Source organism: Paraburkholderia sp. NMBU_R16, assembly GCF_013282575.1.
Taxonomy (GTDB): domain Bacteria; phylum Pseudomonadota; class Gammaproteobacteria; order Burkholderiales; family Burkholderiaceae; genus Trinickia.
Map to the genome: position 1 here is coordinate 15,808 of NZ_JAAAYE010000048.1, position 18,815 is coordinate 34,622.

At 62.6% G+C, this 18,815-nt stretch carries 16 protein-coding genes; 1 reads left to right on the plus strand and 15 read right to left on the minus strand.

Features of this window, described 5'->3' with window-relative positions; translation table 11 throughout:
* Positions 1-12: 12 nt before the first annotated feature.
* From phoR to GWC77_RS21320, 11 genes are all read right to left on the minus strand, one after another.
* Positions 13-1,326 (minus strand): phosphate regulon sensor histidine kinase PhoR, encoded by a 1,314-nt coding sequence (phoR, locus tag GWC77_RS21270; protein WP_173260137.1) that lies wholly within the window; start codon positions 1,324-1,326, stop codon positions 13-15.
* Between the two features lie 46 nt (positions 1,327-1,372).
* The gene (gene phoB, locus GWC77_RS21275; RefSeq protein ID WP_173260138.1) at positions 1,373-2,074 is read right to left on the minus strand and encodes a phosphate regulon transcriptional regulator PhoB; all 702 of its coding nucleotides are present in this window, start codon (positions 2,072-2,074) and stop codon (positions 1,373-1,375) included.
* 17 nt (positions 2,075-2,091) lie between these two features.
* Entirely contained in the window at positions 2,092-2,796 is a 705-nt protein-coding gene (gene phoU, locus GWC77_RS21280) for a phosphate signaling complex protein PhoU (RefSeq protein WP_173260139.1), read from the minus strand.
* A gap of 21 nt (positions 2,797-2,817) precedes the next feature.
* Positions 2,818-3,666: a phosphate ABC transporter ATP-binding protein PstB gene (gene pstB / locus GWC77_RS21285; protein ID WP_173260140.1), complete on the minus strand. Its 849-nt coding sequence runs from the start codon at positions 3,664-3,666 to the stop codon at positions 2,818-2,820.
* Positions 3,667-3,681: 15 nt separating this feature from the next.
* Complete coding sequence (gene pstA / locus GWC77_RS21290; protein WP_173260141.1) at positions 3,682-4,578, minus strand: phosphate ABC transporter permease PstA; 897 nt, start codon at positions 4,576-4,578, stop codon at positions 3,682-3,684.
* A complete protein-coding gene (gene pstC / locus GWC77_RS21295) occupies positions 4,575-5,555 on the minus strand; it encodes a phosphate ABC transporter permease PstC (protein WP_173260142.1) in 981 nt (326 codons plus the stop codon). The genes pstA and pstC overlap by 4 nt, the downstream gene beginning before the upstream one ends.
* Positions 5,556-5,653: 98 nt before the next feature.
* Positions 5,654-6,685, minus strand: coding sequence for a phosphate ABC transporter substrate-binding protein PstS (gene pstS / locus GWC77_RS21300; protein ID WP_173260143.1), 1,032 nt, complete (start codon positions 6,683-6,685; stop codon positions 5,654-5,656).
* A gap of 261 nt (positions 6,686-6,946) precedes the next feature.
* Positions 6,947-8,308, minus strand: a complete 1,362-nt coding sequence (gene glmM, locus GWC77_RS21305) for a phosphoglucosamine mutase (RefSeq protein WP_173260144.1) — start codon at positions 8,306-8,308, stop codon at positions 6,947-6,949.
* A gap of 25 nt (positions 8,309-8,333) precedes the next feature.
* Positions 8,334-9,245: a dihydropteroate synthase gene (folP, locus tag GWC77_RS21310; protein ID WP_173260145.1), complete on the minus strand. Its 912-nt coding sequence runs from the start codon at positions 9,243-9,245 to the stop codon at positions 8,334-8,336.
* A gap of 102 nt (positions 9,246-9,347) precedes the next feature.
* On the minus strand, positions 9,348-11,240 hold the full coding sequence (gene ftsH, locus GWC77_RS21315; protein WP_173260146.1) for an ATP-dependent zinc metalloprotease FtsH: 1,893 nt from the start codon (positions 11,238-11,240) through the stop codon (positions 9,348-9,350).
* A 219-nt stretch (positions 11,241-11,459) separates the two neighbouring features.
* On the minus strand, positions 11,460-12,122 hold the full coding sequence (locus GWC77_RS21320) for an RlmE family RNA methyltransferase (RefSeq protein WP_173260147.1): 663 nt from the start codon (positions 12,120-12,122) through the stop codon (positions 11,460-11,462).
* Positions 12,123-12,299: 177 nt separating this feature from the next.
* On the opposite strand from GWC77_RS21320, the gene GWC77_RS21325 reads away from it, so the two are divergent.
* Positions 12,300-12,905, plus strand: a complete 606-nt coding sequence (locus GWC77_RS21325; protein ID WP_173260148.1) for a YhbY family RNA-binding protein — start codon at positions 12,300-12,302, stop codon at positions 12,903-12,905.
* Between the two features lie 50 nt (positions 12,906-12,955).
* Here the strand turns inward: GWC77_RS21325 and GWC77_RS21330 are convergent, their stop codons facing one another.
* The 4 genes from GWC77_RS21330 to carA all read right to left on the minus strand — a co-directional run bounded on the left by GWC77_RS21330 (position 12,956) and on the right by carA (position 18,548).
* Positions 12,956-13,444 (minus strand): DUF4149 domain-containing protein, encoded by a 489-nt coding sequence (locus tag GWC77_RS21330; RefSeq protein ID WP_173260149.1) that lies wholly within the window; start codon positions 13,442-13,444, stop codon positions 12,956-12,958.
* Between the two features lie 11 nt (positions 13,445-13,455).
* On the minus strand, positions 13,456-13,932 hold the full coding sequence (gene greA / locus GWC77_RS21335; RefSeq protein ID WP_173260150.1) for a transcription elongation factor GreA: 477 nt from the start codon (positions 13,930-13,932) through the stop codon (positions 13,456-13,458).
* 142 nt (positions 13,933-14,074) lie between these two features.
* Positions 14,075-17,329 (minus strand): carbamoyl-phosphate synthase large subunit, encoded by a 3,255-nt coding sequence (gene carB, locus GWC77_RS21340; RefSeq protein ID WP_173260151.1) that lies wholly within the window; start codon positions 17,327-17,329, stop codon positions 14,075-14,077.
* 70 nt (positions 17,330-17,399) lie between these two features.
* A complete protein-coding gene (carA, locus tag GWC77_RS21345) occupies positions 17,400-18,548 on the minus strand; it encodes a glutamine-hydrolyzing carbamoyl-phosphate synthase small subunit (RefSeq protein ID WP_173260152.1) in 1,149 nt (382 codons plus the stop codon).
* Positions 18,549-18,815 lie beyond the last annotated feature (267 nt).

The following is an 18,815-nucleotide window of genomic DNA, read 5'->3' on the forward strand; positions in this document are numbered from 1 at the left end:
GGGGCCCACCGCTCAGGCGGGCTGAGGTTGGCGGCGTACCGTTCGCTGCGCGGGAAAGCGCACCGTGAAGACGCTGCCCCGCCCTTCTTCGCTTTTCACGTCGAGCAAGCAATCGTGCCGCTGCAGCACATGCTTGACGATCGCGAGGCCGAGACCGGTACCGCCTGTATCGCGTGAACGGCTCCGATCGACGCGGTAAAAGCGCTCGGTCAGGCGCGGAATGTCGGCTGCGGGAATGCCGAAGCCCGTATCGGTCACCGAAAACGCCGCCGCGCCGCCAATGAGACGCCATTCCACGCGGATGGACCCGCCGTCGGGCGTATAGCGGATTGCATTCGTCACGAGATTGCCGAGCGCACTGAGGATTTCCGTTTCCGCGCCGGTGACGGTCAAGCTGTCATCGGTATCGAACGCGATCTGATGCCGTCCGCCCGATAGGGTGGCCGCATCCTCCCGAAGGTGACGCAACACGGCGATCATGTCGACGGCATGGTCGCTCGGCGGCTTGGCATCGCCTTCGAGCTTCGCCAGCACGAGCAGATCGTCGACGATATGGCGCATGCGCGACGCTTGCTGCTCCATCAGTTCCAGATACCGCGCACGGTCGGCTTCGTCGAGCGGGAGCTCGCGCATCGTCTCCAGAAAGCCCGACAGGACCGTCAGCGGCGTCTTCAATTCGTGCGATACGTTGGCGACGAAATCGCGCCGCATCGAGTCGGTCCGCTCGAGCTCGGTGATGTCTGCCGAGAGAACGAGCTTGCGGTTCTCGCCGTAGGGAAACACCTGCACCGACAAGACGTTTTGCCGCTTGTCGCCCATGCCGCGCATGACGAGCATCTGCTCGTACCGGTGTGAATTAAGGTATCGCACGAACTCCGGATGCCGCACGAGGTGAGTGATGTGCTGGCGCAGATCGCGCTTGGCATCGAGTCCGAAATGCTCCTCGGCAATGGCATTGCACCATTCGATCTGATCGTGATCGTCGAGCATCGCGACGCCGTTCGGCGACGCCTGGATGGCCTGAATGAACCGCGAATGCTGCTGCTCGACCTGACGCACCTGCGCGTGCCAGCGCTTCGCGAGCTTATGCAGCCGATAGTAGATCTCGCCCCAGACGCCCGGTGCGCTCGGGACCTGTCCGTAGACGGGCGCATCGAGCAGGCGCCAGAGCCTTTCCGTGTGATAGGTGCCGAACAGGCTTTGCACGACGAGCACGGCGAGCGCGAACGCGAGCGCCCATTTGACGCCGGCGAACGCACCGATGGCGGCACTCGCGATTGCCAGCAGCACCAGCGAAACGAGCGAGCGCGCCCAGATGATATTCATGCCTGCACGTGTTCGAAGACCGAAAAATGGAACGCAGATGCCCGGATCATGCGCTCTTGGCGAGCCGGTAGCCGCTGCCGCGCACCGTTTCGATCATAGCATCGCAGCCGGCCGGCTTGAGCGCGGCGCGCAAACGCTTGATATGCACGTCGACCGTCCGCTCTTCGACGAATACATGATCGCCCCAGACCTGGTCGAGCAGTTGCGTACGGCTATGCACGCGCTCCGGATGTGTCATGAAAAAATGCAGCAGCCGGAATTCAGTCGGACCGAGATCGAGCTTGATCTCGCTGCCATCGGCATGTGCCGCGACGCGGTGCGTGGCCGGGTCGAGCTTGAGCCCGTTGATGGCTACGATGTCTTCCGTCAGTTGCGGAGCGCGCCGGCGCAACACGGCCTTGATGCGGGCCATCAATTCCTTCGGTGAGAACGGCTTCGTGACGTAATCGTCCGCACCGATTTCAAGACCCAGCACCTTGTCCTGCTCGTCACCACGCGCGGTCAGCATGATGATCGGAATGTGTTTCGTGCGCTCGTTGTTGCGCAGGTCGCGCGCAAACGCGATACCCGATTTGCCCGGCAACATCCAGTCGAGCAAGACGAGATCGGGCAGCACGTCGCTGATCAGCGACTGCGCCTGTTCCGCGTTGTAGGCGCGGATCGGACAATGGCCCGCATGCTGCAGGTTGATCGAGATCAGCTCTGAAATGGCGGGCTCATCTTCGATGATGAGAATGCTGCTCGGCATCGTCACCTCTTGAAACGTTAACTAAGCGCTTCGCGTTCGAGCGCGTCGCGCGACTTGTGCCGCACGTCCGTGCCCTTCACGATGTAAATGATGAATTCGGCGATGTTCTTCGCGTGGTCGCCGATCCGCTCGATCGCCTTGGCGATGAACAGGTACTCGAGGCCCGCCGAGATCGTGCGCGGGTCTTCCATCATGTACGTGACGAGCTTGCGCACGAATGCGCGAAACTCTTCGTCGATCGCCTTGTCGTCCCGCACGATCTGCGCCGCCGCCACGGTATCGAGACGCGCGAACGCATCCAATGCGCGGCGCAGGATCGTCACGGCCATCTCGCCCGAGACCTTGATCTCGGCGATGTTGACGGTGCGCGCCGCACCGTCCTCCATGAGCCGCTTCACACGCTTGGCAATTTTCTCGGCCTCGTCGCCCGCCCGCTCGAGGTTCGTGATCGTCTTCGAGATCGCGAGCAGCAAGCGCAGGTCCCGCGCCGCCGGCTGCCGGCGCGCGATGATATTGCTGCACTCCTCGTCGATCGCGACTTCCATCGTATTGACGGTTTCCTCCGCCGCGATCACTTGGTCGGCAATTTCGGCGTCGAAGGCATTGAGCGCCTGCATCGCGCGCGTGATTTGCGCTTCGATCAGACCGCCCATTTCGAGCACTTTCGACGAAAGAAGATTGAGATCCGCGTCGAACTGGCTGGACAGGTGCTTATCGGACATGGTGAACTCCCTCTCGATTCATCAGCCGAATCGGCCGGTGATGTAGTCCTCGGTTTCCTTGCGGACCGGCTTGATGAAAATCTTTTCGGTATCGCCGAACTCGATCAGTTCGCCGAGATACATGTACCCGGTGTAATCGGAACAGCGTGCCGCCTGCTGCATGTTATGCGTGACGATGACAACCGTGTAATCGTTCTTGAGCTCAGCGATGAGTTCCTCCACGCGCCCTGTCGAAATGGGGTCCAGCGCCGAGCAGGGCTCGTCGAGCAACAGCACTTCCGGCCGGATCGCGATGCCGCGTGCGATGCAAAGCCGCTGCTGCTGTCCGCCCGACAGGCCGTAGCCGCTCTGATTGAGCTTGTCCTTGACCTCGTTCCAGAGCGCCGCTTTCGTCAGCGCCCATTCGACGCGATCGTCCATTTCCGAGCGCGACAACGACTCGAACATTTTCACGCCGAATGCGATGTTGTCATAGATCGACATCGGAAACGGCGTCGGCTTCTGGAACACCATGCCGACGCGCGCGCGCAGCAGCGAAATGTCGCGCTTGCTCGTCAGCAGATCCTCGCCGTCCATGATGATTGCGCCCTCGGCGCGCTGCTCCGGATAAAGCGCGAACATCTTGTTGAACGTGCGCAGCAGCGTCGACTTTCCGCAACCCGACGGTCCGATGAACGCGGTCACCTTGCCCTCGGGAATCTGCATGTTGATGTTCTTGAGCGCGTGGTACTTGCCGTAATAGAAGTTCAGGTTCTTGACTTCGATCTTCGGAGCCGCCGGCGCGAGCGCCGAACCGCCGTGCGCGGGATCGAAGCCGGCCGGCGCCGCAGGGCGCTCGATGGGGTTCAAATGAGACTCTGCCATATTCATAGGGTCGCTCCGCCGTCACTTCTTGTGGAACATCGCGCGCGCGAGGATATTGAGTCCGAGCACACCGAGCGTAATCAGAAACACCCCGGCCCAGGCAAGCGATTGCCACTGCGGGAACGGGCTCATTGCAAACTTGTAGATCGTCACCGGCAGGTTCGCGATCGGTTGCCCCATATCGGTCGAGAAAAACTGGTTCGACAATGCGGTAAAGAGCAGCGGTGCGGTCTCGCCGGCAATACGCGCCACCGCGAGCAACACGCCGGTCACGACGCCGGCGAGAGATGCCTTGAGCGTCACCGACAGGATCATGCGCCACTTCGGCACACCGAGCGCGAATGCCGCTTCGCGCAGTGCGTTCGGCACGAGCAGCAGCATGTTTTCGGTCGTACGGATCACGATCGGAACCTGTAGCAAAGCAAGCGCGAGAGCGCCGGCCCAGCCGGAGAAATGGCCCAACTTGGCGACCACGAGCGCATAGACGAAGAGCCCGATGACGATCGATGGCGCCGACAACAGGATGTCGTTGATGAAGCGCGTGGTATTCGCAAGCCAGCCTTTTTTCCCGTACTCGGCCAGATAGACGCCGGCGAGCACGCCGATCGGCGTACCGATGACCGTCGCAACGAGGACGAGAACCAGACTGCCGACGATGGCATTCGCCAGACCGCCGCCGTCCGTGTTGGGCGGCGGCGTGGACTGCGTGAACAGTTGAACCGAAAGACCGCCCACGCCGAGACTCAGCGTCGTATAGAGAATCCAGACGAGCCAAAGCAGGCCGAACGCCATCGCGGCGAGCGACAACGCCAACGCGAACGCGTTGATGCGGCGGCGGTGGCGCTGCAGGCGGTCGCGCGTTGCCGCGAAGACTTCGGGGCTCGCCGAACCGGGTACATGTTGAGCGGGACGGTTCATTTGGTGCCCTCGCCTTGCTCGAGCCTTAGCAGCATGAATTTGGAAAACGCGAGCACGATGAACGTAATCACGAACAGGATCAGGCCCAGCTCCATCAATGCGGACGTGTGCAAACCCGGCGACGCTTCGGCGAACTCGTTCGCGAGCGCGGAAGTGATGCTGTTGCCCGGCGCAAAAAGCGACACGCTGCTCAAGAGATTCGTATTACCGATGACGAACGTGACGGCCATCGTCTCGCCGAGCGCGCGCCCGAGCCCGAGCATGACGCCGCCGATCACGCCGTTTTTCGTGAACGGCAGCACGATCCTCCACATGACCTCCCAGGTCGTGCAACCGATCCCATAAGCCGACTCCTTGAGCAGCACGGGCGTCACTTCGAAGACGTCCCGCATGACCGAGGCGATGTACGGAATGATCATGATGGCGAGGATCACCCCCGCGCACAAAATGCCGATACCGATCGGCGGCCCCTGGAAGAGCGCGCCGACGAATGGAATCGAACCGAGTACCTCGCCGATGGGCTTTTGGAAAAAGCGCGCGAAGATCGGCGCGAACACGAGCAAGCCCCACATACCGTAGACGATGGACGGAATGGCGGCCAGCAATTCGATGGCGATGCCGAGCGGCCGGCGCAACCACGTCGGCGAGAGTTCGGTCAGGAACAAAGCGATGCCGAAGCTGACGGGCACCGCGATGACGAGTGCGATGAGCGACGTGGCGATCGTGCCGTAGATCGGGACCAGCGCACCGAACGTGTCGTTGGGCGGATCCCAATCGGCGGTCCACAGAAAGCTCAGACCGAACTTGTGGATCGTCGGCAACGAGGCGACGAAAAGGGAGACAATGATCCCGCCAAGCGAAAGCAGCGTGACGATCGCGGCAAGCCGGGCGATGCTGCTGAACACGATATCGCCCAACCGGCTGGGCTCTTTTTGCGCCTGACTGGCCGGCGGCGACGCGACGTTGATCTCGGACATGTATGCGTAATCCTTTGCCGCACTGTTCGCCATGCGGCCGGTAGCGTTACCCGGGGAGAAGGCGCTACGGCCCTTCCCCGGGTGTCCTCTGGACCGGCTTACTCAGCCAGCGCCTTGCCCGAACCGTCCTTCACCTTCGCTTTCCACTGCGTACGGATTTCCGAAACGACCGACTGCGGCAGCGAGATGTAGTCGAGGCCGTCCGCCGCCGGCGTACCGTTCTTGAAGGCCCAGTCGAAGAACTTCAGCGTTTCCTTGCCTTGCTCGGGCTTGTCCTGCGCCGTATGCAGCAGCACGAACGTCGCGCCGACGACCGGCCATGCGTCCTTGCCCGGCTCGTTCGTGAGGATCTGGTAGAACGACTTCTTCCAGTCCGCGCCCGCCGCCGCGGCCTTGAACGTCTCCGTCTTCGGCTCGACGACCGTACCCGCGCTGTTCTTGAGCGACGTGTAGGTCATGTGGTTCTGCTTCGCGTAGGCCCACTCGACATAGCCGATCGCACCCGGCAGACGTTGCACGAATGCGGCGACGCCATCGTTGCCCTTGCCGCCCGTACCGGTCGGCCAGTTGACCGTCGTGCCTTCGCCGATCTTCGACTTCCACTCGGGGTTGACCTGCGAGAGGTAGTGCGTCCAGATGAACGACGTGCCCGAGCCGTCGGCGCGGCGCACCACGGCGATATCCGTATCGGGGAGCTTGACTTTCGGATTGCGTGCAACGATCGCCGGATCGTTCCACTTCTTGATCTTGCCGAGATAGATGTCGCCGAGTACTCCGCCCGACAAAACGAGCTCACCGGCCTTCACGCCCGGCACGTTGACGACGGGCACCACGCCGCCGACCACCGTCGGGAACTGAAAGAGACCGTCCTTGGCCAGGTCCTCGTCCTTCAGCGGAGCGTCAGAGCCCGCGAAATCGACGGTCTTGGCGATGATCTGCTTGATGCCACCCGACGAGCCGATGCCTTGGTAGTTGACCTTGGCGCCACCGCTCTTCTGATAGGCGTCGGCCCATTTGGTATAGATCGGTGCGGCGAACGTGCTGCCCGCGCCGGTAATGTCAGCGGCTTGCGCGGAGAGCGCGAAGAGCGCCGCGGCAACGCCGGCGAACGCAGTCTGCATCAATTTCATGGATTACCCCCAGTGGTGTGGTCGTGTGGATCGACACAGGGGAGATTAGGTAGTTATTGTGACAGTAATATGACCGGAAATTGACCGCCCGTCATCGTCGCAGCAGCAGGATGAAGCAAATTTTTCGGAAATTGCCCGACGATATGACGAAATTTGGCGACGAAGACGCCAAAACTTCGCGGCCGGAATATGACAGTCGGGCAGCAAAAACTACATGAACGAAACGCCGCGAATCGCGGCGTTTTTTCCGTTCCGGCGCCCCTACGCCGTCTCCCGCTCCGCCACTTGGGCAATGTTTTCGGCGCACCGCACCGCGACCTCGCGTTCGCGCGCTTCGACCATGACACGCAGCACCGGCTCCGTGCCGGAGGCCCGAATCAGCACGCGACCGTTGCCGGCTAGCAAACGTTCGGCTTCCCCAACCGCCCGCGCGAGCGCCGCGCTCTCTTTCCACTTGGCGCCCGCGCGCATTCGCACGTTGATGAGCTTTTGCGGGAACAGCGTCAAATCGGCCAGATTCTCCGCCAATGTGCGGCCACTGCGCTTGAGTGCCGCCAGCACGAGCAGCGCCGATACGATGCCATCGCCGGTGCTGTGGCGATCGAGCGAGAGGATATGGCCCGAGCCCTCGGCGCCAAGCTGCCATCCGTGTTCGCGCAACTGTTCGAGCACGTAGCGGTCGCCCACCGCCGCACGGACGAATTGCACGCCTTCACGGACCAGCGCCACTTCCACCGCCATGTTGGTCATCAGCGTTCCGACGGCGCCGGCCACCCGGCCTTCGGTCGCAATCCGATCCTTCACGAGCAGATAAAGCAATTCGTCGCCGTTATAGAGCCGCCCCTCGGCGTCGACGATCTGCAAGCGATCCGCATCCCCGTCGAGCGCAATACCGAGATCGGCGCGGTTCGCGACTACGGCGCGCACGAGTGCATCGGGCGCCGTCGCGCCGACGCCGTCGTTGATATTGAAGCCATTCGGCGCGACGCCGATCGAGATGACCTCGGCACCGAGTTCGTGGAACACGTGCGGCGCGATGTGATAGGCCGCACCGTGCGCGCAATCGAGAACGATCTTCAATCCGTGCAGATCGAAGGCGGCCGGGAATGTGCTCTTGCAGAATTCGATGTAGCGCCCCGCCGCGTCGTCGAGCCGCCGCGCCTTGCCGAGCCGCTCGGACGGTGCGCATTCCAATGGCTCGTCGAGCGCGCTTTCGATCATCGCTTCCACCTCGTCGGGAAGCTTGTCGCCGTCCGCGCTGAAAAACTTGATGCCGTTATCGTAGTAAGGGTTGTGCGATGCGCTGATCACCACGCCCGCCGAGAGCCGCAGCGCCCGCGTCAGATAGGCGACGGCCGGCGTCGGCATCGGCCCCGCCAGCATCACGTCCACTCCCGCTGCCGAGAACCCGGCTTCGAGGGCGGCTTCCAGCATGTAGCCCGATACGCGCGTGTCCTTGCCGATCAGCACCGTGGGCCGCGAGCCGGGCTTGTTCACGCGGCGGTCCGCGCCCGCCAGCACCTTTCCGGCAGCGTAGCCGAGCCGCAATACGAAATCGGGCGTAATGGGCGCCTCACCGACTTTGCCCCGCACTCCATCGGTACCGAAATAGCGTCGTGCCATTCTCTTTTTTCCTTATCGAGTTCAGTCAATTAGATTGGGCCGCACTTCTCGTGGCGTCCCGCACCGCGGCCCATACCTTGATGGCATCGACGGTCTCGGCAACGTCGTGCACTCGCACGATCGCCGCGCCGCGCTCAGCCGCGCAGACCGCCCCCGCTACGCTGGCCGCGACCCGCTCGGCCGGTGTCGCGCGACCTGTAACGACGCCGAACATCGATTTGCGCGACATCCCCGCCAGGATCGGGAAGGGCCTTGCTCCCGGCGCAACCCGCGGTGCGGTATCGCGTAGGTGCGCCAGCAGCGCGTAGTTATCTTCGAGCGTCGATTTGCCAAAGCCGAATCCCGGATCGACGCTCAACCGTTCGCGCGCGATGCCTTCACGCATCAGCGTATCGACACGCTCCGTCAGGAACGTACGAACATCCGCCACCACATCGGCATACTCGGGCTTTCCGCGCTGCATTGTCTGCGGTTCTCCGTGCATATGCATCGCGCACAAGCCGCAGGCGCTATCGCGCACGGCCTCGATGGCGCCCGGAAGACGGAAACCCCAGACGTCGTTGATCAGGTCCGCACCGGCCGCCAGCGCGGCCCGCATCACTTCGGGCTTGTAGGTGTCGACGGACAGCGGCACCCCGACTCCCGCCAGCGCCTCGACGATCGGCATCACGCGCGCCAGCTCTTCATCGAGCGGTACCGGCGGCGCGCCGGGGCGCGTTGATTCGCCGCCGATATCGATGATCTCGACGCCCTCGCGAATCATGCGTTCCGCTTGGCGCAGCGCGTCGTCGCGGGCCGCGTAACGTCCGCCATCGGAAAACGAATCGGGGGTCACGTTGAGAATTCCCATTACGCGGGGCCGCTCGAACGTCAACATGAACCGGCCGCATTGCAGCGGCTCGGGAAGGGATGCCGGGGAAAGATCAGTGTGCGTCACGAATCGTTGAGCGAGGAAAAAACACCAGGGGGCGCGAGCGCGACGCAACGAAAAAGGCCGGTGCGTCAACCGCACCGGCCCTGTCACGCATCACAACCTTCGTCAGGCCGGCGCGGTGGCGCTGCCCGGCTTGACCTCAGCGCCCGGCGGCGTCCCACTACTGCCGGACGAGGCATCGGCCGGCGAGGCGCTCTTCGGCGAACGCGGAGGGCGACCGGCCATGATGTCATTGATCTGGTCAGCATCGATGGTTTCCCATTCCATCAGCGCGGCAGTCATGGCCTCGACCTTGTCGCGGTTGGCTTCGAGCAGGCGCCGTGCAAGGTTGTACTGCTCATCGAGCACGTGGCGAATCTCGGCGTCGACCTTCTGCTGCGTCGCCTCCGAAATGGCGCGCGTAAAGCCCCGGCCGAACGGCGAACTTTCGTTTTCGTCGTCGGCGTACACCATCGGACCGAGCGCATCCGTCATACCGAAGCGCGTCACCATCGCGCGAGCAGTCTGCGTGGCCTTGTTGAAATCGTCCGAAGCGCCGGTGCTGATCAGATTCAGGAACAGCTCCTCCGCTACGCGGCCGCCAAACAGGATCGCGAGCCGATCGAGCAGATAATCCTTGGAGTACGTCTCGTTATCGTGCTCGGGCAATTGCCAGGTCACCCCGAGCGCGCGGCCGCGCGGAATGATCGTGACCTTGTGAACCGGATCGGCCTTCGGCAACAACTTCGCCACTACGGCGTGACCGGCTTCGTGATACGCCGTGGCGCGCTTCGCTTCCTCGCGAATCACGGCCGACTTGCGCTCCGGGCCCATGAAGATCTTGTCCTTGGCATCCTCGAAGTCCTGCATCTCGACGATGCGCTTGCCTCGGCGCGCCGCGAAAAGTGCGGCTTCGTTGACGAGGTTCGCGAGATCCGCGCCCGAAAAACCCGGCGTGCCGCGCGCGATGACGGCAGCGTCGACATCGTTGGCGATCGGAACCTTGCGCAAGTGCACTTTCAAGATCTGCTCGCGGCCGCGAATGTCGGGCAAGCCGACATAGACCTGACGGTCGAAACGGCCGGGACGCAGCAATGCTTTGTCGAGCACGTCCGAACGGTTCGTCGCGGCGATGACGATGACGCCCGAATTGGCTTCGAAGCCGTCCATCTCGACGAGCATCTGATTCAGCGTCTGCTCGCGCTCGTCGTTGCCGCCCCCCATGCCGGCGCCGCGATGACGGCCGACGGCATCGATTTCGTCGATGAAGACGATGCACGGGGCGTGTTTTTTCGCTTGCTCGAACATGTCGCGAACGCGCGCCGCGCCCACGCCGACGAACATTTCAACGAAATCCGAACCGGAGATACTAAAAAACGGCACCTTGGCTTCGCCGGCGATGGCGCGTGCAAGCAGCGTCTTGCCGGTACCCGGTGGCCCGACGAGCAGCACCCCACGCGGAATGCGTCCACCGAGCTTCTGAAATTTTTGCGGGTCGCGCAGGAAATCGACGAGCTCGGACACTTCCTCCTTCGCTTCGTCACAACCGGCGACATCCGTGAAATTGATTGCGTTGTTGTTCTCGTCGATCAGACGCGCGCGCGATTTGCCGAACGAGAACGCTCCGCCTTTGCCGCCGCCCTGCATCTGCCTCATCATGTAGAACCAGAATCCGATGATGAGAATCGTCGGTCCGAGGTAGTAAAGCGCCGATACGAGCGCGCTCGGCTCTTCATCGGCCTTGCCGCTCACTTGAACGCCATACTTCATCAGATCGCCGACCATCCAGATGTCGCCCGGCGATACGATCTGGTACTTTTGACCGTCGGCAGGAGTGACCGTGAGATTACGCCCTTGAACGACGACACTCTTGACCTTGCCGTCCTTCGCATCCGTCATGAACTGGGAGTACGAGACGCCTTCCTGGACGCGGGGCTTGTCGAACTGCTTGAACACAGTAAACAGCACCAGTGCGATCACCAGCCACACTGCTGCCTTCGAAAACATATTGTTGTTCAAAGCACCACTCCTTCCTGATAGACGGGCGCCTACATTTACCTTGCGGCACCACGAAAGCATTCTAATCCAGTCCGTAGACCCCTGCCATAACGTTTCGTTACCGCGCAAATAGGGTTTTTCGATCCGTCAACGTGTCGTTTTCGCACAGTGCGTGCCGTTTTCGCACAGTGCGGGGGCATCCGCGGCGCGACGCTCGCACCGGCGCCCTTCACACGCGCCTTATCCCGGACGCTTCAAATTCCTGCCCAAAATGAACGTCTCGGACGATTTGTCGCGCGACGCCTTGGGCTTGCGCGCCGCGACCGTCTTGAATTGGCGCTTGAACTTCTCGACGATCTGACTGTAGCCGCTCCCGTGGAAACATTTGACGAGCAAAGCACCTTCCGGCTTCAGGTGGTTCTGCGCGAATTCGAGGGCGAGATCGCAAATATGCTCGATACGCGCCGCGTCCGCCACGGCCACACCGGACAGATTGGGCGCCATGTCGGAAATTACAAGGTCCACGCGCCGATCGCCGACTTTCTCTTCGAGCTGCGCCGCAACCGCTTCTTCGCGAAAGTCGCCCTGAATGAAATGAACATCGGCAATCGGCTCCATCGGCAGGATATCGAGCGCAATGATCGTCCCGTCGATGCCGCCCTCGCGGCTTTCATCGCGTCGCGCGCCGTGCGCGAGCTTGTTGCGCACGTACTGGCTCCAGCTGCCCGGCGCCGAGCCGAGGTCGACGATCACCTGCCCCGGCCGAATCAGCTTGTCCTGCTCGTCGATTTCCTTGAGTTTGTAGGCTGCGCGGGCGCGGTAACCTTCGCGCTGCGCCAGCTTGACATAAGGATCGTTGATATGGTCGTGCAGCCACGACTGATTGAAGCGATTTTTTGCCATCGAAAGGTTTTACAACTGTTGCTGCGTCGCCGCACTTTTGGCGGATAATACGCGTTTTGCCGATGCGGCCGCCGCGCGCTCGCGGTTTGTCACATTCCTCACGCCTTCGTAACGTATTTGCAAGCTGCCTCGCGTATTCGCAAGCCGCCCACATTCTAGTCGAGTTGCCGATCCACCATGCCCGCCCTTAAAGTCTCTCCCGCTCAACGCGCCGAATTGCGCGCCCAGGCTCATGCGCTCAAACCGGTCGTGCTGATCGGGGGCGATGGGCTGACCGATGCCGTGCTGGCCGAGATCAAAGTGCACCTCGCCGCGCATGAGCTCATCAAGATTCGCGTGTTCGGCGACGAACGCGAGGCGCGCGCGGCCATCTACGAACAGATCTGCGATACGCTCGGCGCCGCTCCCATCCAGCACATCGGCAAATTGCTCGTGGTCTGGAAACCGCAGGAGAGCGCCCGCCCCGCGGCGACCAAACCCGCGGGCCGCACCGCTACCGCGAAAACCCCCGCCAGCCCCAAAACCGCAGGGCGTGCCGGCGGCGCTGGCGCGGCTCGCAGCCGCGCCGTGCCGAGCGTACAGCAAGCCGCCGGCGAAAAAGCTGGGCGCGGGGCCGCACCGCGCCTGGTGAAAGTCATCAAGCCGAGCGACAACCCGAAGCGCAGGCCGAAACCGCAAACCGTGGTCGTGCGCGGCAATGAACGCGTCACCGCGGGCGGCACGGTCAAGCGTGCGAAGAAACGTCAGACCAGCGCCAAGCGCCAGCATCAAACGGTGAAGTAGCCGGGTCTTCAGGACCCGTCCAATATCGGGAGCCGCTCTCGAGCGGCACTTCAGGTTGGGCTGCTCGCGCCGCCGAGAGTATCGACGGGCAGCTTCCAGACGAGTACGACGCCCAGCAGGCTCTCGATCAGATAAATCAGGCTCGAGATGCCATGAAGCATCCCGAATCGGGCGGCAAACGCCGAATGTGCCAGATCCACGCCGGCTTCGAGTGCCGCGGTGCGCATCGCTTCCATGAACGGCTGCAGCGCGAAATATCCGACCAGCACGCAAATCAGCATACCGGCCAACAACCCTCTGAGCGGCCGGTACGCGAGCGAGCCGCGCCGCACGAGTACGTTGCCGAGCGCGAGCGCCAGAATCCCGCACAGCACGCCGATCATCGCTTCGATCCGAAAAAGCCGCGCCGCGACAGCGCCTGCCGCGACACGGTCCAGCGTCGCAAACAGCGTGGGCGCGGCAGCGTAGCCGATCGTCAACAAAGAGCCGACCCAAACGACGACGAGCAATCTGAAAATGCGATGCGGAGCCAGGGACACGGGGCCGCCCCTCAGACGTAGCTCACGGCGATGATTTCGTACTCGCGCACGCCGCCGGGCGCCTGCACCGCAGCGACGTCGCCTTCCGATTTGCCGATCAGCGCACGCGCGATCGGCGAGCTGACGGAGATCAGACCATGATCGATATCGGCCTCGTCGTCGCCGACGATCTGATAGGTCACGATGTTGCCCGAATCGAGATCCTCGAGTTCGACGGTGGCCGCGAACACCACGCGGCCATCGGCATCCAGCGCGGCCGGGTCGATCACCTGGGCCGCGGCCAGCTTCGATTCGATCTCCCCAATCCGGCCCTCGATGAATCCTTGCTTTTCCTTTGCCGCATCGTATTCGGCGTTTTCGGACAGATCCCCTTGCGCACGCGCCTCGGCGATCGAGTTGATGACAGAGGGACGCTCGATGGATTTCAATCGCTGCAGTTCGTCGCGCAGCTTGTTGGCGCCCCGTTTTGTCAATGGAATAGTGCTCATAGACAGATCAGTAAGCAAAAAAGACGGCTATAAAAAAGCACCGCGGTTAAGTGCATCCCGTCAGGCGTTGTGGCCACCGGAGGGGACGCCGCTTAACCGCGGCATCTGGGGTCGAAGCCGACCCCGACTAGTAATCAGAAGGCTAGTTTAGGCGAGCATGAAGGCCTTGTAAATCATAGACTTCCAAGTCGCGTAGGTAACGCAGGCCCTCGACGGCCGCGCGCGCGCCGGACATCGTCGTGTAGTACGTCACCTTGTTCGCCTGGGCGCTCATGCGAATCGAGCGCGAATCGGCGATTGCGGCGCGCGTTTCGTCGACCGTCGTGAACACGAGGGCGATCTCGCCGTTCTTGATCATGTCGACGATGTGGGGGCGCCCGTCCTTCACTTTGTTGACGACCTTCACGGGCACACCAGCTGCGGCAATCGCCGCGGCCGTACCTTTCGTCGCGACGATCGGGTAGCCGAGTTCGTGCAGCATGCCGGCCACTTCCACCGCTTTTGCCTTGTCCGCATCCATCACCGTGATCAGCACGGTGCCCGACTCCGGCAGGCGCGAGCCGGCGGCGAGCTGCGACTTGAACAGCGCTTCGCCGAACGTCTGGCCGACGCCCATCACTTCGCCCGTCGAACGCATCTCCGGCCCGAGGACCGGATCGACGGTCGGGAATTTGACGAACGGGAAGACGGCTTCCTTCACGCTGAAGTAAGGCGGCTCGACCTCCTTTTCGACGCCCTGCTGGGCGAGCGTTTGCCCGACCATCGCGCGCGCGGCGATCTTGGCGAGCGCGAGGCCTGTCGCCTTGGAGACGTACGGCACGGTACGCGAAGCGCGCGGATTGACTTCCAGAACGTAAATGACGTCCTTCAGCGTACCGTCGTCCTGCTTCACCTGCTGAATCGCGAATTGGACGTTCATCAGGCCCACGACGTTCAGGGCGCGCGCCATGGCGCCCGTCTGGCGCTTCAGCTCGGCTACCGTTTCCTTCGAAAGCGAATAAGGCGGCAACGAACAGGCCGAATCGCCCGAATGCACACCGGCCTGTTCGATATGCTCCATCACGCCGCCGATGAAGACGGCCTGGCCGTCCGAGATGCAATCGACATCGCATTCGATCGCATCGTTCAGGAAACGGTCGAGCAACACCGGCGAATCGTTGGATACCTTCACGGCCTCGCGCATATAGCGTTCGAGATCGCGCGGCTCATGGACGATTTCCATCGCGCGTCCACCGAGCACATACGACGGGCGCACGACGAGCGGGTAACCGATCTCGTCGGCAAGCGTGAGCGCGTCCGCTTCGGTGCGCGCGGTGCGATTCGGCGGCTGACGCAACTGCAGATCCTGCAGCAGCTTCTGGAAGCGCTCGCGATCTTCCGCGGCATCGATCATGTCAGGCGACGTACCGATGATCGGCACGCCGTTGGCTTCGAGATCGAGCGCCAGCTTCAGCGGCGTCTGACCGCCATACTGGACGATCACGCCGAGCGGCTTTTCCTTATCGACGATCTCGAGGACGTCTTCGAGCGTGAGCGGCTCGAAATAAAGGCGATCGGACGTGTCGTAATCGGTGGACACCGTCTCCGGGTTGCAATTGACCATGATCGTTTCATAGCCATCCTCGCGCATGGCGAGCGCGGCGTGAACGCAGCAGTAGTCGAATTCGATGCCCTGGCCGATGCGGTTGGGCCCGCCGCCGAGCACCATGATCTTCTTGTTCGATGTCGGCATGGCCTCGCACTCTTCCTCGTAGGTCGAGTACATATAGGCCGTCTTCGTGGCGAATTCAGCGGCGCACGTATCGACGCGCTTGTAGACCGGACGCACGTTCAGCTCGGTACGGCGGCGGCGCACATCGGCCGGTGTGGCCGCAAGGAGCTTCGCGAGCCGGCGGTCCGAAAAACCGCTTTGCTTCAGGAAGCGAAGCTCGTCCTTGCTGAGGCTCTCGAGCGTACGGCCCGCGAGCGCTTTTTCCTTGGCGACGATTTCTTCGATTTGCGCGAGGAACCACGGATCGATCGACGTCTCTTCGAACACCTCGTCGAGCGACATGCCGAGGCGGAACGCGTCGCCCACGTACCAGATGCGATCCGGACCGGGCTCGCCGATCTCGCGCACGATCTCGTCGCGGTGCGTGGATTTCTCGTCGAGCCCGTCCACGCCGACTTCGAGGCCGCGCAAGGCCTTCTGGAACGATTCCTGGAACGTGCGGCCGATCGCCATGACCTCGCCCACGGATTTCATCTGCGTCGTCAGATGCGAATCGGCCTCGCGGAATTTCTCGAACGCAAAGCGCGGAATCTTCGTGACGACGTAATCGATCGTCGGCTCGAACGATGCGGGTGTCTGACCGCCCGTGATTTCGTTCTTGAGCTCGTCGAGCGTATAGCCGACGGCCAGCTTGGCCGCGACCTTCGCAATCGGAAAGCCCGTGGCCTTCGAAGCGAGCGCCGATGAACGCGACACGCGCGGATTCATTTCGATGACGATCACGCGGCCGTCATTCGGGTTGATGGCGAACTGAACGTTCGAGCCCCCCGTATCGACGCCGATTTCACGCAGAACCGCGAGCGACGCGTTGCGCAGTAGCTGATATTCCTTGTCGGTCAACGTCTGTGCCGGCGCGACGGTGATCGAATCGCCGGTATGAATGCCCATCGGATCGAGGTTTTCGATCGAGCAGACGATGATGCAGTTGTCCGCACGGTCGCGCACCACTTCCATCTCGTACTCTTTCCAGCCGAGCAGCGACTCTTCGATGAGCAATTCGTGCGTCGGCGAAAGGTCGAGGCCGCGCCGGCAGATTTCTTCGAATTCCTGGCGGTTATAGGCGATACCGCCGCCCGAGCCGCCGAGCGTGAAGGACGGCCGAATCACGACCGGATAGCCCGGGCCGCCCGTTTGCACGGCGATATCGGCCTGCACCTTCAGCGCTTCTTCCATCGAATGCGCGACGCCCGACTTCGCCGAGCCGAGGCCGATCTTCGTCATCGCATTCTTGAACTTCTGACGGTCCTCCGCCTTGTCGATCGCTTCCGGCGATGCGCCGATGAGTTCGACGCCGTACTTGGCCAGCACACCGTGATGGAAAAGATCGAGCGCGCAGTTGAGCGCCGTTTGGCCGCCCATCGTGGGCAGGATCGCATCGGGACGCTCTTTCGCGATGATGCGCTCGACCACCTCCCAGGTGATGGGCTCGATGTAGGTCACGTCCGCCGTGTTCGGGTCGGTCATGATCGTGGCCGGGTTGCTGTTGACGAGAATGACCTTGTAGCCCTCCTCGCGCAGCGCCTTGCAAGCCTGTGCGCCCGAGTAATCGAACTCGCACGCCTGGCCGATGATGATCGGACCCGCGCCGATGATGAGAATGCTCTTGATGTCTGTCCGCTTGGGCATAACGCTCTCGCTAATGTATTTCTGGTATCTCTGACGAAAGGCGGCGCGAACTCTCGCGCCGCGGCACGAATCACGCGGCCGCGCTACCGCGCTTCGCGTCCATCAACGCGGTGAAGCGGTCGAACAGATAGCCGATATCGTGCGGACCCGGCGATGCCTCGGGATGACCCTGGAAGCAGAACGCGGGCTTGTCCGTCAATTCGAAACCCTGCAAGGTGCCGTCGAAAAGCGAGATGTGCGTGACGCGCGCATTGGGCGGCAGCGTCGCCGCATCGACAGCGAAACCATGGTTCTGCGATGTGATGACGACCCGGCCGTCCCCTAGATCTTTCACCGGATGATTCGCGCCGTGGTGGCCCGTTTTCATCTTCATCGTCTTTGCGCCGACGGCGAGGCCCATGATCTGATGACCGAGGCAGATGCCGAATGTCGGAACGCCGCGGTCGATAAACTCCTTCGTCGCGGCGATCGCGTAATCGCAAGGCTCCGGGTCGCCGGGGCCGTTCGACAGAAACACGCCGTCCGGATTCAGCCCGAGCGCATCGGCCGCGCTCGATTGCGCGGGCAGCACCGTGACCTGGCAGCCGCGCTCGGCAAGCATGCGCAGGATGTTGTACTTGACGCCGTAATCGAAGGCGACCACACGGTAGCGCGGCGAGCGCTGCGCCCCGAAACCGCTGCCGAGCCGCCATTCGGTCTGCGCCCACTCGTAGGGCTTGGCAGTGGAAACGACCTTGGCGAGGTCCATGCCTGCGAGCCCCGGGAACGAGCGCGCAAGCTCAACGGCGCGCGCTTCGTCGTCGGTACCTGCGAGAATGCAGCCGTTTTGCGCACCCTTGTCGCGCAAGATGCGGGTGAGCCGGCGCGTATCGATTCCGGCGATGGCAACGACGCCTTCGTCGCGCAGATACTCGGCGAGCGTGCGCTGCATCCGGAAGTTCGACGCCCGCACCGGCAAATCGCGCACGATCAGGCCCGCGGCATGAACCTTCATCGATTCGACGTCCTCGCCGTTGACCCCGACATTACCGATATGGGGATAGGTGAGCGTCACGATCTGGCGCGCGTAGCTCGGGTCGGTCAGGATTTCCTGATAACCGGTGATGGCCGTGTTGAAGACCACCTCGCCGATCGTATGGCCGGCCGCGCCGATCGCGTAACCGCGAAAGACCGTGCCGTCAGCGAGTGCAAGCAGAGCGGGAGGAAAAGACGGCAACACGGGAAGCTCCTTGGGGAGCACCCTGTTGCCGACCTGTCATCCGCCCGGAGGCTGCCACGGCGCCGATGTCTCGGCGGCAAGCGCGGCGCTCGACGTTCCTCGTTGCGCGTAAAGCCTGGCTGGCGCGCCCGGGCGCTCGATGGCCCGGAATCGAAGGCTTTTGCCAAACTACGCCACGGTGCATTGAGCGGCGGATGAACGGGATGGGGAAGGTAGGCGCTAGGGTGCGGGTTGAATAGCGAAACTCTCGAATTATAGCTTGAAAGC

Coding starts and splice junctions, on each gene's coding strand:
- phoR (WP_173260137.1), bottom strand. CDS start 1,326: ATGAATATCATCTGGGCGCGCTCGCTCGTTTCGCTGGTGCTGCTGGCA.
- phoB (WP_173260138.1), bottom strand. CDS start 2,074: ATGCCGAGCAGCATTCTCATCATCGAAGATGAGCCCGCCATTTCAGAG.
- phoU (WP_173260139.1), bottom strand. CDS start 2,796: ATGTCCGATAAGCACCTGTCCAGCCAGTTCGACGCGGATCTCAATCTT.
- pstB (WP_173260140.1), bottom strand. CDS start 3,666: ATGAATATGGCAGAGTCTCATTTGAACCCCATCGAGCGCCCTGCGGCG.
- pstA (WP_173260141.1), bottom strand. CDS start 4,578: ATGAACCGTCCCGCTCAACATGTACCCGGTTCGGCGAGCCCCGAAGTC.
- pstC (WP_173260142.1), bottom strand. CDS start 5,555: ATGTCCGAGATCAACGTCGCGTCGCCGCCGGCCAGTCAGGCGCAAAAA.
- pstS (WP_173260143.1), bottom strand. CDS start 6,685: ATGAAATTGATGCAGACTGCGTTCGCCGGCGTTGCCGCGGCGCTCTTC.
- glmM (WP_173260144.1), bottom strand. CDS start 8,308: ATGGCACGACGCTATTTCGGTACCGATGGAGTGCGGGGCAAAGTCGGT.
- GWC77_RS21320 (WP_173260147.1), bottom strand. CDS start 12,122: ATGGCAAAAAATCGCTTCAATCAGTCGTGGCTGCACGACCATATCAAC.
- GWC77_RS21325 (WP_173260148.1), top strand. CDS start 12,300: ATGCCCGCCCTTAAAGTCTCTCCCGCTCAACGCGCCGAATTGCGCGCC.
- greA (WP_173260150.1), bottom strand. CDS start 13,932: ATGAGCACTATTCCATTGACAAAACGGGGCGCCAACAAGCTGCGCGAC.
- carB (WP_173260151.1), bottom strand. CDS start 17,329: ATGCCCAAGCGGACAGACATCAAGAGCATTCTCATCATCGGCGCGGGT.